Source organism: Sphingomonas sp. PP-CE-1G-424 (assembly GCF_004341085.1).
In the GTDB taxonomy this organism is placed as follows: Bacteria; Pseudomonadota; Alphaproteobacteria; order Sphingomonadales; family Sphingomonadaceae; genus Sphingomonas.
The window spans coordinates 152,272-167,856 of record NZ_SLXW01000002.1 but is presented as its reverse complement, the minus strand read 5'-3'; the positions used below and the strand labels follow the sequence as shown (position 1 = coordinate 167,856).

The window sequence follows — 15,585 nt, the reverse complement described above, 5'->3', positions numbered from 1 at the left end:
CGCTTGCCAGACGGAGGGGGAGGAATGGGATAACCTCTGCTCCGTGTCCTCCCCCTCCGTCGCCTTCGGCGCCACCTCCCCCTGGCGGGGGAGGATCATTCGATCACAACCTCGGCATTCTATTGACATAAGTGTCAGCAAAGCCTCTCCTGCGGCAAAACACGGGAGAGAGACGATGGCGACTCTAGCGAGAAACGTGGCGCAACAGACGGTCGATCCGCTCGACGTGAGCCGCGCCGAACTCTACCGCGACGACCTCTGGCAGGCGCCGTTCGCCCGGCTTCGCGCCGAGTCCCCGGTCCACTATGTCGAGCAGTCCGACTATGGCCCCTATTGGTCGGTCTCCTCCTACAAGGGCATCGTCGAGGTCGAATCTCTCCCCGACCTATACTCCTCCGAAGCAGGCGGGATCACGATCGCCGATTTCGTCGCCGAGCGCGACGTATCGATGCCGATGTTCATCGCGCGCGATCGCCCCGTGCATACCGGCCAGCGCCGCACCGTCGCGCCGGCCTTCACCCCCAGCGAGATGACCCGGATGTCGGGCGATATTCGCAGGCGGACCGCCGACATGCTCGACAGCCTGCCGTGGAACACCCCGTTCGACTGGGTCGATACCGTCGCGATCGAACTGACGACGCAGATGCTCGCGATCCTGTTCGACTTCCCCTGGGCGGACCGGCGGAAACTGACGTTGTGGTCGGACTGGGCGGGCGATATCGAGATCGTGAAGAACGAGGAACTGCGCGGCCAGCGGCTCATGCACATGTTCGAATGCGGATCGTACTTCAAAGGTCTGTGGGACGCGAAGATCGACAAGGCGCCGACGCCCGACCTGATCTCGATGATGATTCATTCGGACGCGATGAGCCACATGGATCACAACGAGTTCATCGGGAACCTCATCCTGCTGATCGTCGGCGGCAACGACACGACGCGCAATTCGATGTCGGCGCTCGCCTATGGCCTCGACAAGTTTCCGGAGTCGCGCACGAAGCTGGAGGCGGACCCCACGCTGATTCCCAACGCGGTGAGCGAAATCCTGCGCTGGCAGACGCCGCTCGCACACATGCGCCGCACCGCGACCGCCGACGCGGAGTTGATGGGGCAGCAGATCAAGGCGGGCGACAAGCTCGCGCTCTGGTACATCTCGGCGAACCGCGACGAGAGCGTGTTCGGCGACGATGCGGACGCGGTCGTGGTGGATCGGCCGAACGCACGTCGGCACCTGGCGTTCGGGCACGGGATCCACCGCTGCGTCGGCGCGCGGCTGGCGGAGATGCAGATCGCAATTTTGCTGGAGGAGATGGCCGCCCGCCGCATGCGGATCAACGTGCTCGCCGAACCGACGCGGGTCGCTGCGTGCTTCGTCCACGGCTATCGCACGCTGCCGGTGGAAATCAGCAAATACTGAAGCTTGGCGTAACCTTATCGGGTGGTTCGGCCGTACCTATATCCGAACCATGGAGACGAACATGACCCAGGACCGCCGCGCTTTCCTCACGCTTGCCGGAGCAGGCGTCGCCGGCTTCGCGCTCTGGGGATGCACGTCGCAACCCGCGCAGGCTGCCGAGCGGTTCGAGGTGACGCTGACCGACGCGCAGTGGCGCAAAAAGCTGTCGCCCGACGCCTATGATACGTTGCGCAAGGAGGGTACCGAGCGGCCCTATTCGAGCCCGCTCAATGGTGAGCATCGTGCGGGGATCTTCTCGTGCGGCGGGTGTGCGTTGCCGAACTTCTCGTCGAAGACGAAGTTCGAGAGCGGGACGGGGTGGCCGAGCTTCTGGCAGCCGCTGCCGAACGCGGTCCGGACCCGGGTGGACTCGACGATGGGGATGGCGCGAACCGAGGTGCATTGTCGGCGGTGCGGCGGGCATCTGGGACACGTGTTCGACGATGGGCCGAAGCCGACGGGGAAGCGGTATTGCATGAATGGCGATGCGCTGACGTTTAAGGCAGCCTGAAGGCGTTCATTTGCCAGGCGGCCACTGCGAATCGCTGCTGAGCAAATAGAGTGTTCCCCCGCGAAGGCGGGGGTCCAGACTGGGCTCCCGCCTTCGCGGGAGAACAAGAAGTTTAGTAGAACAGTGATCTGCCCTAAAGCGCCGCCCCGGCGAAGGCCGGGGTCCAGTTGGGGGACGTCGCTAATGGAGGTGGCGGTCTGTTACCGCGACCTTTCCAACTGGGCCCCGGCCTTCGCCGGGGTGGTGTCGTTAGGATAAGGTCGGTGCACTGAACCGTCGAAGTGTGATCGGAACCGAGACTTCGAGTATTGAGCGTCGACTGTCGATAACGTCAGGCGACCGTCGCAAAGACGAACTTCAGTTCGCCTCGTTCACCAGCGTGAAGATCCCGCGCGGATCGGTCGGGCCATGCTGGATCGTCGCAAGCTGCGTAGCATTGGCGCGCTGCGTTGCAGACACGGTGTGGGTCGCACTCGCCATCTGGAACGACGGCTGCACCGGCGCATCAAGCGTATCGCCAGCAGGCGCGTGGCCCGAATAGATGAAGCCCTTGGTCGGGTAGGCCGAGGTGCCGAGGTCGCCCTGCGGACCGTACCAGACCTTGACCATGCTCCAGTCACCGGCAGCCGAAACGTCGACCGCACGAACGTTGGTCTCGATCGCGCCGGGGCGGGACCAGTTGGCATGCGTAAGGAGGACTTCGCGGTCGCTGACGACCTTCGAGACCATCGCGACATGGCCGACGCGCATCCGCGAGGTCGGCGAGAAGGCGAGGACCGAGCCGGCCTTCGGGGTGTGGCCGCGCTCGTAGCGACCCTCGGCCTGGCCCCACCAGGTGTTGGCGTTCCCGCGGATTTCGATGCCCGACACCGAGCGAGCGAACGTCACGCACTGCCAGAACTGGGCTGCTGCCGGTGTGGCCGTCATCAGGCCGCACGATACCACCAGCGCAAAACGCGCTGCTAACGCCTTGAAATTCATCGAGACCCCCCGGCCAAAACCCGTTTGTCGCATTCTGGCTACGGGAGGTTCGATTTAATTGGAACCCGTGCGGGAACCATATCCGACGAAGCGTGTTACCGCGCCGACCAACGCCCGAAATGGCGTCCAGGCAGGCTCAGTTCATGAGTTTCCAACCGGTTATGCGGTCCACAGTGACCTGCGTGACCGCGTGATAGCCCGGCCGCGCCTTGCCGTAGATGTCCATCGCCAGCTTGTGACCCCAGTCGCCCGAGTCCATCATCTGCTGGAACAGCGGCGCGACGAACTTGCGCCTGCCCTGCGACGTCAGGAACTGCTCGGCCGAGGCGTCGGCGGGCGCATAGTGATTGGCGAGCGCGAGTTGCAGCCAGGCGAAGCGGATCTCGGCATTGCCGGTGGTGTTCCAACCGAACGCGGTATCGAGCGTCTTCAACCGCTCGGCCGGGAGTTTGCGCGGCAATTGCGTGATGAACCGCGTGATCTCCTGTGTGGTCGCCTTGCCAGGGACTGCGGAAACTGGCCCACCTGCTGCGTATGCCTTGGCCGCCGCGTCGACCGCGGGGAACGCGGCGGACGTCACATGCACCGCGTTCGCGGGGATGCCAGGGCTGTAGACCCACGTATCGACGCCGATCGTCCTGGCTTCGGCGGGAGTCAGCAGCTTCGACTTGAGGTCGGCGAGGAAGCCGGCGCTGGTCTGCGGCTGGAAGGCGTGGCGGTCGAAATAGCTGCGGAGATAGGCGTCCCAGCGCGCGCGGCCGACCTGCTTCTCGATCGTGCGGAGGAAGGCGGCGCCCTTGTCATAGGCGATCTGCGTCATGCCGTCGTCGGGATCGCGCGCGGCGTCGAGATCGAGGTGGAGCTGCGTGTCCTTCGCGGCGGGTCCGCCAGCATCCTTCACCGCCGCGAGCATGTCGGTCCAGGCGAGGTCGGCCTCCATGTCGGCGCGGCGCTTGCCGTAGAGCGCCTCCATGATCCGGTTCTCGAAATAGCTGGTGAAGCCTTCGTTAAGCCAGAAATCGTCCCACGTCGCGTTCGTCACGAGATTGCCCGACCAGCTGTGCGCGAGTTCGTGCGCGATCAGCGAGACGAGGCTGCGGTCGCCGGCGATCGCGGTCGGCGTGGCGAAGGTGAGCGTCGGGTTCTCCATGCCGCCGAACGGGAACGAGGGCGGCAAGACCAGCACGTCGTAGCGGCCCCAGCGATACGGGCCGTACAGTCCCTCGGCGGCGGCGACGAATTTCTCGAGCTCGCCGAACTCGTACGCGGCCTTGGGCAAGGTCGCGGGCTCGGCCCAGATCCCGGTGCGCGGCCCGGTCGACTTGAACGCGATGTCGCCGACCGCGAGCGCGATCAAATACGGCGCGACGGGCTTGTCCATCTTGTACTGGAACGTGCAGCGATCGGCAGCGCAGGTCGGCTTGCCGGTCGCGAGCCCGCTCATGACGGCGGTGAGTTGTTTGGGGACGGCGATCTTCGCTTCCCAGGTCTGGCGGATGCCGGGGGAGTCCTGCGTCGGGATCCAGCTGCGGTTGAGGATCGCCTCGCCCTGGCTGAACAGGAACGGCTGTTTCTTGCCCGCGGTCTGCGCAGGGGTCAGCCATTGCAGCGCCTTCGCGTCAGGCGACGAGGCGTAGGCGATGCGGATTTTCTTGGCCCCGTTGAGCGTGACGGTCAGCGGCGCGCCGTGGATCTTGTCGACCGCGCCGACCGAGTAGGGGAGCGGCTTGCCGGCGGCGTCGGTGATGTTGACGATCTTCAGGCCGTTGTCGTCGAGCACGACCTGTTTGGCACCGGGGGCCGCGAGGATATCGAGCGTGGCGATGCCGCGAATGACGTGGGTGTCGAAGTCGGCGGCGAGATCTAGCGCGATATGCGTGACGCGCGCCTCGGCGGGGCGGGCGTAGCTGTGCGAGTCGTGCGCGTCGGGGGTGGTTAGGACGGGAGCAACCGTCTGCGCGACGGCGGGGGATGCGAAGACGAGACCGAGGGCGGTGGCTAGAGCGGGGATGCGCATGGGAACTCCGATGTCGCCGTTCCGAGGGGGAAGGCCAAGCGTAGGTCCTACCGCGCGGGTCCCGTTGCTGGAAGGGTGGGGTTAGCGTGACCTCGCGATCCTCCCCCGCAAGGGGGAGGTGTCGCCGAAGGTGACGGAGGGGGAGGACACGGAACGCACGTTTCGCATGCCCCCCCCTCCGTCTGGCAAAAGCCAGCCACCTCCCCCTGGCGGGGGAGGATCATCGGAAGCCGTGGCTCCTAGCTCTCGTGAACTGTGTTCGTTGCCAGCCGCGCCAACCGTGCCTCATGCTCGACCCGGCCAAACGGAAACCGCGAGAAGAAGAACGCCGAGACGCACGCCAGCACGATATAAAGGCCGGCGTAAATAAACGTCAGCCGGTCGATCGTCCCAACCGGCACCGTCCCCGGCGTCGCTTTGGCCGGGAAGCCCGCCACCGCGAGGATCATCCCCGCGAAGAATATCCCGATCCCGCTGGTGCATTTCTGGACGAAGAACGAGCCGGCGAAGAACACGCCTTCGGAGCGCCGCCCCGTCTTCGCCTCCGAATCCTCGACCACGTCGGCCATCATCGAGGCGCCGAGGATGAACCCGGTGACGTTCGACGCGGTGCCGAGGATGAAGAACCCGAACAGCATCGGCAGCAACGAAGGGTCGCCGACTTCCGGAAACACGCCCAGCATCCGCAGCCAATAGGGCGACGTGTTGAGCGCCGCGCCGAGCAGCACCGCGCCCATCGCCGCCTTGGGCTTGCTCCCCGTTTTGCCGAGCCGGGGCGCGGCGAGAAACGCGAGGAACACGCCCGAGAACAAGGCGATCGTCAGGTAGACGAACACCGGCCCCTTGAAGCCCCACACATAGGTGTAGAGGTAGTTCGACATCGCATAGCTGATGCCTTGGATCGTGTACGCGCAGACGCCCGCCGCCATCAGGATCGCGAACGCGCGGTTCCTCACGGTCTGGCGCAGTTCGGCGAAGGATTCGCGCAAGGTCTGCTTGGCGGTCGGCGGGTTCGGCAGATGCCTGATCTCGTGATGCGTGCCGAGCGCGGAAACGAGGATCGCAACGCCGATGAACAGCGCGCCCGCCAACGCGAAGCCGCCATAGCCGGCGCGGTTGAGCAGGCCGTTCGGGAACGCCGCGGTGGGCGCGAGGAAATACTGGTACGCCGACAGCAACATCAGCAGCCCGCCGACCCAACCGAACAGATAGCGATAGGCCATGATCCGCGTGCGCTCGTCATACCCCGACGTCAGCTCGGGGGTCAGCGCTACCGAGGGGACCTCGTAGCAACTTACCGCGCTGCGCACGATCACCGCCATGACGAACAGCCAAATCAGCGTTTGTGGCTCGGACATCACCGAGGGCGGGTTCCACAGCAGCAGCCAGCCGATCATGATCGGCAGCGCAGACGCGTACATCCACGGATGCCGCCGGCCCCACCGCGTCCGCGTGCGATCGGAGAAGAAGCCCACCGCAGGATCGACGAACGCGTCGATCAGCAGCGCCATCATGATGACGAGCCCGACGGTGGCGGAGGGCAGCCCGACGACCTGGTTGTAGAACAGCAGCAGGAACGTGCCGAACCCGGCGTCCTTCACCCCGTACGCGACCGCGCCGAAGCCGTAGCTTGCCATCGTACCGTTGGAGAGGCGGCGGGCGGGTGCGCTCATGACGCGGCGGTCACTTCAATTTGTCGAGCATGGCGAACAGCGAGGGTTGCGCAGGATCCCAGCTCGGTCGCGTGCCGATCGTCATGCCGCCATCCACAAGGATGTGCGTGCCGGTGATGAAGCTGGCGTCGTCGCTCGCGAGGAACGCGACCGCAGCGGCGATGTCTCCGCCAGTGCCGGGGCGGCGGATCGGCTGCGCGTCGGCAGCGATATGCCCGATCATTGCGTCGGCCTTGCTGGTGTTCGCCGCGTCGAGATCGAGTGCGCGGGTGAAGATGTTGGTGACGATGAAGCCTGGGACGACGGCGTTTACGCGGATCTTGTGCTGGGCGAGATCGGCGGCGGCTTGCTTGGTGAGGTGGAGGACGCCTGCCTTTGCGGTGGAGTAGGCGGTCGGCGCGTAGCCGGTGCCGAGCGCGGACACCGACGAGGTGTTGACGATCGCGCCACCGCCGCGTTTTGCCATGAGGGGTGCTGCGTAACGGATGCCGAGGGCGACCGAGCGGAGGAGAAGCGCCTGGGTGCGGTCCCAATCCTCCGGGGAAATCTCGCCGATCGGGTCGCGCGAGCCGCCGGCGCCGGCATTGTTGAACAGGATATCGAGCCCGCCTGCATCGTCCGCGGTCTGCATCAGCGCCTCGATATCGCCGGCCTGGAGGACGTCGGTGCGCTGGAAGAGGATGCGGCCGCCGGATGCGTCGGCGAGCGCGTGGCCGCCGGCCTCGTCGATGTCGCCGATCAGGACGGTGGCGCCTTCGTCGGCGAGTCGGAGCGCGGTCGCCCGGCCGATGCCGGATGCGCCGCCGGTCACGACGGCACGCTTGCCTGAAAACCTCACCCGCACTCTCCTGCTCTTTTTTGCGAGCATAGTATGGCTTCTGCACTCGTCAATGATGGCGCGTTCGAAAAACGGGTTTGCGGCGGGCGGCGGGCGGGGATACCAAGCGGGCAAACATTCGGAGGATGCGTGATGGATACGACCAACCTGTTCCGGCTCAACGGCCGCGTCGCGCTGATCACCGGCGGCAGCCGCGGGATCGGCAAGATGATCGCGGCGGGGTTCATCGCTCAGGGGGCCAAGGTGTATATCTCGTCGCGGAAGGCCGATGTGTGCGAGGCGGCCGCCGCGGAACTCGGGCCGAACTGCATCGCGTTGCCGCAGGACGTCTCGACGGTGGCGGGGTGCAAGGCATTGGCTGCGCAGTTCGCCGAGCATGAGTCGAAGCTCGACATCCTCGTGAACAACGCGGGCGCGGCGTGGGGCGTGCCGTTCGAGGAGTTTTCCGAGGTCGGCTGGGACAAGGTCATGGACCTTAACGTGAAGTCGCCGTTCTTTCTCACGCAGGCGCTGCATGCGGCGCTGAAGGCGTCAGGCTCGCGGCAAAAGCCCGCGAAGGTGATCAACATCACGTCGATCGACGGGCAGCGGCTGAACCCGTGGGAGACGTACAGCTATCACGCGTCGAAGTCGGCGCTGATCTATTTGACGAAGCGGATGGCGGCGCGGCTGGTAACGGATTCGATCAACGTCACCTCGATCGCGCCGGGGGCGTTTGCGAGCGACATGAACAAGGCGGCGCGCGATCATGGGGACGCGGTGGCGCAGGGGATCCCGGCGAAGCGAGTCGGGGTGGACGAGGATATGGCCGGCGCGGCGATCTATCTCGCCAGCCGCGCAGGGGATTATGTGATCGGGGAGACGATCACGGTAGACGGCGGGTTGGTGCACGCTTCGCTGGGCACAAGCATAGATGCCTGAGCTAATTCCCTCGCCCCTCCGGGGAGAGGGAGGGAGGAGCACTTGCGACGGAAGGGAGAGGGGCCGTTGGGATGAACCGTCCCAAGCCTCACTCCCCTCTCCCTTCCCACGGCAAGCGCCGCGGGCCCCTTCCCTCTCCCCGTAGGGGCGAGGGAGATTAGCGGGCGATGCCACCCGCGGCGAGGACGGCCAGGGTTACCAGTTCGCTCGCGGTCGACGTCATCGGCGCAACCTGCACCGGCTTCTCCATGCCGATCAGCATCGGCCCGATCACCGAGTCCCCACCCAGTTCCCGCAGCAACTTCGCTGAGATGTGGGCGGACTGGAGCCCCGGCATGATCAGCACATTCGCGGGCCCGGAGAGGCGCGCGAAGGGGTAGTTCGCCAGCTGCTTCGGATTCAGCGCAACATCCGGCGCCATCTCGCCCTCATACTCAAAGCCGACCTTCCGCCCGTCCAGCACCGTCACCGCATCACGGATATTATCGAGCCATTCGCCCTTCGGATTGCCGAAGTTCGAATAGCTCAGGAACGCCACGCGAGGCTCATGCCCCATCCGCCGCGCGACTGCCGCGGTCTGCTCGGCGAAGTCGGCGAGTTGCTCGGCGGTCGGGCGCTCGTTGACCGTAGTATCGGCAATGAACACCGTGTGGCTCTGCCCGACGAGCAGGTGGATACCGAACGGCGTCTTCCCCGCGGCCGGATCGATCACGCGGTAGATCTGGCGCATCGTTTCGCCATAGGTACGCGTGATGCCGGTGATCATCGCGTCGCCTTCGCCGAGCTGGAGCAGCAGCGCGCCGAAGATGTTGCGGTCCTGGTTGACCATCCGCTCGCAATCGCGGCGCAGATAGCCGCGCCGCTGGAGCCGCGAATACAGGAAGTCGACCATCCGCGGCACGAGCGGCGAGACGCGGCTGTTGTGGAGTTCGAAGCTCTCGGGATCGGTGACGCCGAGCGCGCGCAACCGGTCGGGTACGTCGTCGCGGCCGACGAGGACCGGGGTGCCGTAGCCGCCTTCCTTGAACGCGATCGCGGCGCGGAGGACGACTTCCTCCTCACCTTCCGCGAAGATCACGCGCTTGGGATGCGCGCGCGCGCCCTCGTACGCCATCGACAGCACCGACGTGGTCGGATTGAGGCGAGCCCGCAAGGAATGGCGATACGCTTCGATGTCGAGGATCGGCTTGGTCGCGACGCCCGAGGCCATTGCGGCTTTCGCGACCGCAACGGGGACGACTTCCATCAGGCGCGGGTCGAACGGCGCGGGGATGATGTATGCGGGGCCGAAGCTGTGGCTGACGCCGTATGCCGCGGCGACTTCCTCGGGCACGCGTTCGCGCGCTAATTCCGCGATCGCGTTGGCGGCGGCGATCTTCATCGCGTCGTTGATGCCGGTCGCGCGGACGTCGAGCGCACCGCGGAAGATGAACGGGAAGCCGAGCACGTTGTTGACCTGGTTCGGATAGTCCGAGCGCCCGGTCGCGACGATCGCATCGGGGCGCGCGGCCATCGCCAGTTCGGGGCGGATTTCCGGCTCGGGGTTGGCCATCGCGAAGATGATCGGTGCGGGGGCCATGTCCTTTACCATTTCCGGCGTCAGCGAGCCCGCCGCGGAGAGCCCCAGGAATACGTCGGCGCCAACTAAGGCCTCGGTCAGCGTGCGCGTTTCCGTCACCGCTGCATGGGCGGACTTCCACTGGTCGACGCCGTCGCGCCCCTGGTAGATCACGCCTTTCCGGTCGCAGAGTATGACGTTGTCGCCGCGCACGCCCATCGCTTTCACGAGTTCGGTGCAGGCGATCGCCGCGGCGCCGGCGCCGTTGACGACGATCTTGACCTCGGACAGTTTCCGCCCCGTCAACAAACACGCGTTGATCAGGCCGGCGGCGGTGATGATCGCGGTGCCGTGCTGGTCGTCATGGAAGACCGGGATGTTCATCCGTTCGCGCAACGCCTGCTCGATGATGAAGCATTCGGGCGCCTTGATATCCTCGAGGTTGATGCCGCCGAAGGTTGGCTCCATCAGCTCGACCGCGTCGATGAAGCGGTTCACGTCCTCGGTCTTCAGCTCGATGTCGATCGCGTCGACGTCGGCGAAGCGCTTGAAGAGGACGGCCTTGCCTTCCATCACCGGCTTGCTGGCGAGCGGCCCGAGATTGCCCATGCCGAGGATCGCGGTGCCGTTCGAGATCACCGCGACGAGGTTCCCCTTCGCGGTGTAATCGTAGACGGTCGCGGGATCGTCGTAGATCGCCTGCACCGGCACTGCGACGCCGGGCGAATAGGCAAGCGCGAGATCGCGTTGCGTCGCCATCGGCTTCGACGCGATGATCTCGATCTTCCCCGGACGGCCTTCCGAGTGGAAGAGCAAGGCTTCGCGTTCGGAGAATTGGAGCGTTTCGTCGGACATGGGCGGGGCCTCGCACGGTCGTTAGGTTTGGAGGACCTTCTAGGCAGGTGGTCGCCGTTCGTCACCCCGGACACTTCGCCCTAGTGGGTCGCCGCCTACCAGCACCACCCGGCGAAGGCCGGGGCCCAAGTGGCAAGGCCGGAGTAACGACGGACTGCGCTTCGTTATTACCGTCCCCCAATTGGGCCCCGGCCTTCGCCGGGGTGGTTCAGGTTGATCTGGGGCAGTAACAACTCCTTCTCCCCCTCGGGGAGAAGGTGGCGCGCCTGCGCCGGATGAGGGGCGGTTGGGGTGCGCGCCCGAGCCTCACTCCCCCTCACCCTCCCACGCTGCGCGCGGGCCCCTCCCTCTCCCCGAGGGGAGAGGGGTTTTATGGGGCGCGGCTTTTCGCTACCCGCACCGTGATGTCGCATCCCGCTCCTACCCCCATGATGACGCAGTATCTCGGCCTGAAGGCGGAGGCGCAGGATTGCTTGTTGTTCTACCGGATGGGCGATTTCTTCGAACTGTTCATGGACGATGCGCGCGTCGCGGCAGGGGTGCTCGACATCGCGCTGACCGCACGCGGCGAGCATGAGGGCAAGCCGATCCCGATGTGCGGCGTGCCGGTGCATGCGGCGACGGTGTACCTGCAACGCCTGATCAAGGCCGGGCACCGGGTGGCGATCGCCGAGCAGGTGGAAAGCCCGGCGGAAGCGAAGGCGCGCGGTGGCTCTAAGGCGCTGGTGGCGCGCGCGATCGTGCGGGTGGTGACGGCGGGGACGCTGACCGAGGAAGCGTTGCTCGACGCGCGGTCGGACAATTGGTGCGTGGCGATCGGCGAGGCTGGGGGGTCTGTCGCCATTGCCGCGGCGGACGTGTCGACCGGGCGGTTCGAGATCGTCGAGGTTGCGGGCGACGCGGTCGAGGCGGAACTCGCGCGGCTGGGCGCTGCCGAAGTCGTGGCATCGGAGGCGAGCCAGTTCGAGGAAGCCGCGACGACGCTGCGTCCCAAGACCGACTTCGACAGCGGCGCGGGCGAGGCTCGCCTCAAGCGACTGTACGGCGTGGCGACGCTCGACGGATTCGGACAGTTCGGCCGCGCGGGGCTCGCCGCAGCCGGAGGCCTGGTCGCGTATCTGGAGCATAATGCGAAGGGCACGATGCCCTTCCTCCGCGCCCCGCGGATCGGCCGGGCGGCGGAGACGATGGCGATCGACGCCGCCACCCGCGAGAGCCTGGAGCTGACCTGCACCACCGGCGGCGTGCGCAAAGGCAGCCTGCTCGACGCGGTCGACCGGACCGTGACGGGGGCCGGCGCGCGGTTGCTCGGCGCGGATCTCGGCGCTCCGTTGATGGACAAGGCGGCGATCGATGCGCGGCTCGATCTGGTACGGCTGTTCCATGACGACCAGGCGGCGCGCGAGCGGTTGCGCTCGACGTTGCGCGCGCTGCCGGACATCGGCCGCGCGCTCGGGCGGCTGGCGGCAGGGCGTGGTGGCCCGCGCGATCTCGGGCAGTTGCGGGACGGGCTGGACGGGGCGTGGAGCCTCGGCGAGCGGATGGACGCGATCGTCGATCCGCCGGTGCTGCTCCGGGACATCGCGCCAAGATTGCGTGGACACGGCGCGCTGATCGACCTGCTCAAGCGCGCGCTGGTGCCGTCGCCGCCGATCGAGGCATCGGATGGCGGCTATATCGCGGCGGGCTATGATGCCGCGCTCGACGACCTGCGCGATGCCGGCGCTGGCGGGCGGCGGGCGATCGCCGCGCTGGAGGCGGAGTTCCGCACCGCGACCGGCGTCACCGCGCTGAAGATCCGCCACAACGGCGTGCTCGGCTATCATGTCGAAGTCCCCGCGCGCGCGGCGGACCCGTTGATGAAGCCGGAGAGCGGCTTCACGCATCGCCAGACTCTCGCCGGCGTGGTCCGCTTCAATACCCCTGCCCTGCATGAGGTCGCGGCGAAGGTGTCGCAGGCCGGCGCGCATGCACTGGCGGCGGAGGCGGCGCATCTCGAGGAACTGACCGCGCAGGCCCTCGCGGGGCGCGATGCGATTGCCGCGACCGCGGATGCGCTCGCGCGGCTCGACGTCGCGGCAGGGCTGGCGGAGCGTGCAGCGGAAGGCGCCTGGGCGCGGCCGTCGCTCGTGGATCACGCGTGCTTCGAGATCGAGGGCGGGCGGCACCCGGTGGTCGAGGCGGCGGTGGCGAAGTCGGGCGACCGGTTCGTCGCCAACGACTGCAACCTGTCTGAGGCGTCGCGGCTGTGGCTCGTCACCGGGCCGAACATGGGCGGTAAATCGACCTTCCTCCGCCAGAACGCGCTGATCGCGGTGCTCGCGCAGGCCGGATCGTACGTGCCCGCGACCAAGGCCACGCTGGGCCTGGTCGATCGCCTGTTCAGCCGCGTCGGTGCGTCGGACAACCTCGCGCGCGGGCGGTCGACGTTCATGGTCGAGATGGTCGAAACCGCGGCAATCCTCGCGCAGGCGACGCCGCGGTCGTTCGTGATCCTCGACGAGGTCGGGCGCGGCACCTCGACCTATGACGGCCTCGCGATCGCCTGGGCGGTCGTCGAGGCGATCCACGAGGACAACCGGTGCAGGTGTCTGTTCGCAACGCATTATCATGAGCTGACGCGGCTCGCCGAACGCTGCGAGGCGCTGTCGCTGCACCACGTCCGCGCGCGCGAGTGGAAGGGGGAGCTGGTGCTGCTCCACGAACTCGCCGACGGGCCGGCGGATCGGAGCTACGGGCTGGCGGTCGCGCGGCTGGCGGGGATGTCGCCGGTGACGGTGGCGCGGGCGAAGGCGGTGCTGGCGAAGCTCGAGGCCGGACGCGCGAAGACCGGCGGGCTGGCGGCGGGGCTCGACGACCTGCCGTTGTTCGCGGCGGCGGCGCAGGTCGAGGAGGCTGCGTGCGACGTGCTGCGCGAGGATCTGGCGAAACTCGATATCGATGCGATGAGTCCGCGGGATGCGCTGGACGCGCTGTACCGGTTAAAGGCGCTGGCGAACGAGGGCTAACCCCCGCCCCGCCCACACCGTCATCCTGGGCTCGACCCAGGATCCAGAGCCAAGAATGTTGCGGTTCGCGGCTCTGGATCCCAGCGTTCGCTGGGATGACGACACTGAAATAGCCAGAGCGTAGGTTCTTGATCCCGCGTCCTAGTATCTCACGATACGTCGATGCTAGGCGGCGGCGGGATTTAGCGGAGTGCCGAGCGTTGGGCGGACATCATCACGGGCACGACCATTCGCATGGTCACTCACACAGCCACGGCGGGGGCCACTCGCACGGCGGCCACAGCCACGCTCCGGCCTCGTTCGACCGCGCCTTCGCGATCGGCATCGGCCTCAACATCGTGTTCGTCGTCGTCGAGGCGATCGTCGGCCTGCGCATCGACTCGGTCGCGCTGCTCGCCGACGCCGGCCACAATCTGTGCGACGTGCTCGGCCTCGTCGTCGCGTGGGGCGGCACGATGCTCGCGCGCACGGCACCGACCAAGCGCTACACCTACGGGCTGAAAGGCTCGACGATCCTCGCCGCGCTGGCCAACGCATTGCTGTTGCTGGTCGCGCTCGGCGCGATCGTGCTGGAGGCGTCGCAGCGCTTCTCCGATCCCGCCCCGACTGCCGGTCTGACCGTGTCGATGGTCGCGGGCATCGGCATCGCCGTCAACGCGTTCACCGCGTGGATGTTCGCACGCGGCCGCAAGGGCGACGTCAACATCCGCGGCGCGTACCTCCACATGGCTGCCGACGCGCTGGTGTCGGCGGGCGTAGTAATCGCCGGCTTCGTGATCTGGCGCACCGGCCTGACCTGGATCGACCCCGCAGTCAGCATCGTCATCGCCGTCCTGATCTTCTGGCAGACCTGGGGCCTGCTCCGCGAGACCGTCGAGATGTCGCTGTCCGCCGTCCCCCGTGGGATCGAGTTCGACCATGTCGACCAGGCGCTGTGCAGCCTGCCCGGCGTCACCGAGATCCACGATCTCCATATCTGGCCGATGAGCACCACCGAACCCGTCCTCACCGCGCACCTCGTGATGCCCGCCGGCCACCCCGGCGATCGGTTCCTCAGCGACGCCAGGACGATGCTCCACGACAAATTCGGCATCGGCCACGCGACGTTGCAGGTCGAAACAGGCAACGGCCACGACTGTTCGATGGCGGACTCGGCGACTGTTTGAATTTCGCCGTTCGAACTTCGGCGTCTGAACTTGGGATTCCAAACCTAGCTGTTTGAACTTTCCGGTGCCGCACGGGTTACTCTGTCACGCATCAGGAGCAAAGTTCATGAAGAAGCATCTTATCGCAGCGTTGATGTCGGTCGCCGTCGCAGCGCCGGCCATGCTGCCGACCGCCGCGACCGCGCAGCGTTACGACGATCGGCGCGACAACAACGATCGTCGCGATCGTGACGATCGCCGTTTGAACAACGACCGCCGCGGTAACGATCGCAACTGGCGCGGCGACGACCGCAACTGGGATCCGTCGCGCAGCTATCAGGACGGCAAGTACCGCGAGCGCCGCCTCGGCCGCAACGACCGGATCTATCGTGGTCGCGACGGCCGCGCCTATTGCAAGCGCAACGACGGCACGACCGGCCTCGTGATCGGTGCACTCGGTGGCGGCGCGCTGGCCAACCTGATCGGCGGCGGCACGCTCGGCACGCTGGCGGGTGCCGGCGGTGGCGCCTTGCTCGGCCGCTCGGTCGACCGCGGCAACGTGAAGTGCCGCTGAGCCTTAGCCGACGCTAGAAACGACGACGGCGGCCGAGCGATCGGCCGCCGT

At 66.8% G+C, this 15,585-nt stretch carries 11 protein-coding genes; 6 read left to right on the top strand and 5 right to left on the bottom strand.

The features are described 5' to 3' along the window. Positions 1 to 175: 175 nt before the first annotated feature. Together C8J43_RS05835 and msrB are read left to right on the top strand one after the other, a co-directional pair. Positions 176 to 1,414 carry a cytochrome P450 gene (locus C8J43_RS05835; protein WP_133030145.1) on the top strand — a complete coding sequence of 413 codons (1,239 nt, stop codon included), beginning with the start codon at positions 176 to 178 and terminating at the stop codon, positions 1,412 to 1,414. A 61-nt stretch (positions 1,415 to 1,475) separates the two neighbouring features. After that, positions 1,476 to 1,964: a peptide-methionine (R)-S-oxide reductase MsrB gene (msrB, locus tag C8J43_RS05830; protein WP_133030144.1), complete on the top strand. Its 489-nt coding sequence runs from the start codon at positions 1,476 to 1,478 to the stop codon at positions 1,962 to 1,964. A 357-nt stretch (positions 1,965 to 2,321) separates the two neighbouring features. Here msrB and C8J43_RS05825 read toward each other — a convergent pair whose 3' ends face one another. From C8J43_RS05825 to C8J43_RS05810, 4 genes are all read right to left on the bottom strand, one after another. Further along, positions 2,322 to 2,945, bottom strand: a complete 624-nt coding sequence (locus tag C8J43_RS05825; protein WP_133030143.1) for a CHAP domain-containing protein — start codon at positions 2,943 to 2,945, stop codon at positions 2,322 to 2,324. 136 nt (positions 2,946 to 3,081) lie between these two features. Beyond that, entirely contained in the window at positions 3,082 to 4,962 is a 1,881-nt protein-coding gene (locus tag C8J43_RS05820) for a M1 family metallopeptidase (protein WP_133030142.1), read from the bottom strand. 239 nt (positions 4,963 to 5,201) lie between these two features. Continuing rightward, positions 5,202 to 6,635: an MFS transporter gene (locus C8J43_RS05815; RefSeq protein WP_243645447.1), complete on the bottom strand. Its 1,434-nt coding sequence runs from the start codon at positions 6,633 to 6,635 to the stop codon at positions 5,202 to 5,204. Between the two features lie 10 nt (positions 6,636 to 6,645). Next, positions 6,646 to 7,473, bottom strand: a complete 828-nt coding sequence (locus C8J43_RS05810; protein WP_133030141.1) for an SDR family NAD(P)-dependent oxidoreductase — start codon at positions 7,471 to 7,473, stop codon at positions 6,646 to 6,648. Positions 7,474 to 7,605: 132 nt separating this feature from the next. On the opposite strand from C8J43_RS05810, the gene C8J43_RS05805 reads away from it, so the two are divergent. Continuing rightward, positions 7,606 to 8,394 carry an SDR family NAD(P)-dependent oxidoreductase gene (locus tag C8J43_RS05805; RefSeq protein ID WP_133030140.1) on the top strand — a complete coding sequence of 263 codons (789 nt, stop codon included), beginning with the start codon at positions 7,606 to 7,608 and terminating at the stop codon, positions 8,392 to 8,394. A gap of 157 nt (positions 8,395 to 8,551) precedes the next feature. Here the strand turns inward: C8J43_RS05805 and C8J43_RS05800 are convergent, their stop codons facing one another. Beyond that, on the bottom strand, positions 8,552 to 10,807 hold the full coding sequence (locus C8J43_RS05800; protein ID WP_107963836.1) for an NADP-dependent malic enzyme: 2,256 nt from the start codon (positions 10,805 to 10,807) through the stop codon (positions 8,552 to 8,554). Positions 10,808 to 11,235: 428 nt separating this feature from the next. On the opposite strand from C8J43_RS05800, the gene mutS reads away from it, so the two are divergent. The 3 genes from mutS to C8J43_RS05785 all read left to right on the top strand — a co-directional run bounded on the left by mutS (position 11,236) and on the right by C8J43_RS05785 (position 15,534). Further along, the gene (mutS, locus tag C8J43_RS05795) at positions 11,236 to 13,815 is read left to right on the top strand and encodes a DNA mismatch repair protein MutS (RefSeq protein WP_133030777.1); all 2,580 of its coding nucleotides are present in this window, start codon (positions 11,236 to 11,238) and stop codon (positions 13,813 to 13,815) included. Between the two features lie 200 nt (positions 13,816 to 14,015). Continuing rightward, positions 14,016 to 14,981, top strand: a complete 966-nt coding sequence (locus C8J43_RS05790; RefSeq protein ID WP_133030139.1) for a cation diffusion facilitator family transporter — start codon at positions 14,016 to 14,018, stop codon at positions 14,979 to 14,981. 106 nt (positions 14,982 to 15,087) lie between these two features. Then, positions 15,088 to 15,534 carry a hypothetical protein gene (locus tag C8J43_RS05785; RefSeq protein ID WP_133030138.1) on the top strand — a complete coding sequence of 149 codons (447 nt, stop codon included), beginning with the start codon at positions 15,088 to 15,090 and terminating at the stop codon, positions 15,532 to 15,534. The last annotated feature ends 51 nt before the right edge of the window (positions 15,535 to 15,585 follow it).

Bases quoted from the DNA above. Each gene is read 5' to 3' on its own strand.
- C8J43_RS05835 (WP_133030145.1), top strand. From the start codon at position 176: ATGGCGACTCTAGCGAGAAACGTGGCGCAACAGACGGTCGATCCGCTC.
- msrB (WP_133030144.1), top strand. From the start codon at position 1,476: ATGACCCAGGACCGCCGCGCTTTCCTCACGCTTGCCGGAGCAGGCGTC.
- C8J43_RS05825 (WP_133030143.1), bottom strand. From the start codon at position 2,945: ATGAATTTCAAGGCGTTAGCAGCGCGTTTTGCGCTGGTGGTATCGTGC.
- C8J43_RS05820 (WP_133030142.1), bottom strand. From the start codon at position 4,962: ATGCGCATCCCCGCTCTAGCCACCGCCCTCGGTCTCGTCTTCGCATCC.
- C8J43_RS05815 (WP_243645447.1), bottom strand. From the start codon at position 6,635: ATGAGCGCACCCGCCCGCCGCCTCTCCAACGGTACGATGGCAAGCTAC.
- C8J43_RS05805 (WP_133030140.1), top strand. From the start codon at position 7,606: ATGGATACGACCAACCTGTTCCGGCTCAACGGCCGCGTCGCGCTGATC.
- C8J43_RS05800 (WP_107963836.1), bottom strand. From the start codon at position 10,807: ATGTCCGACGAAACGCTCCAATTCTCCGAACGCGAAGCCTTGCTCTTC.
- mutS (WP_133030777.1), top strand. From the start codon at position 11,236: ATGATGACGCAGTATCTCGGCCTGAAGGCGGAGGCGCAGGATTGCTTG.
- C8J43_RS05785 (WP_133030138.1), top strand. From the start codon at position 15,088: ATGAAGAAGCATCTTATCGCAGCGTTGATGTCGGTCGCCGTCGCAGCG.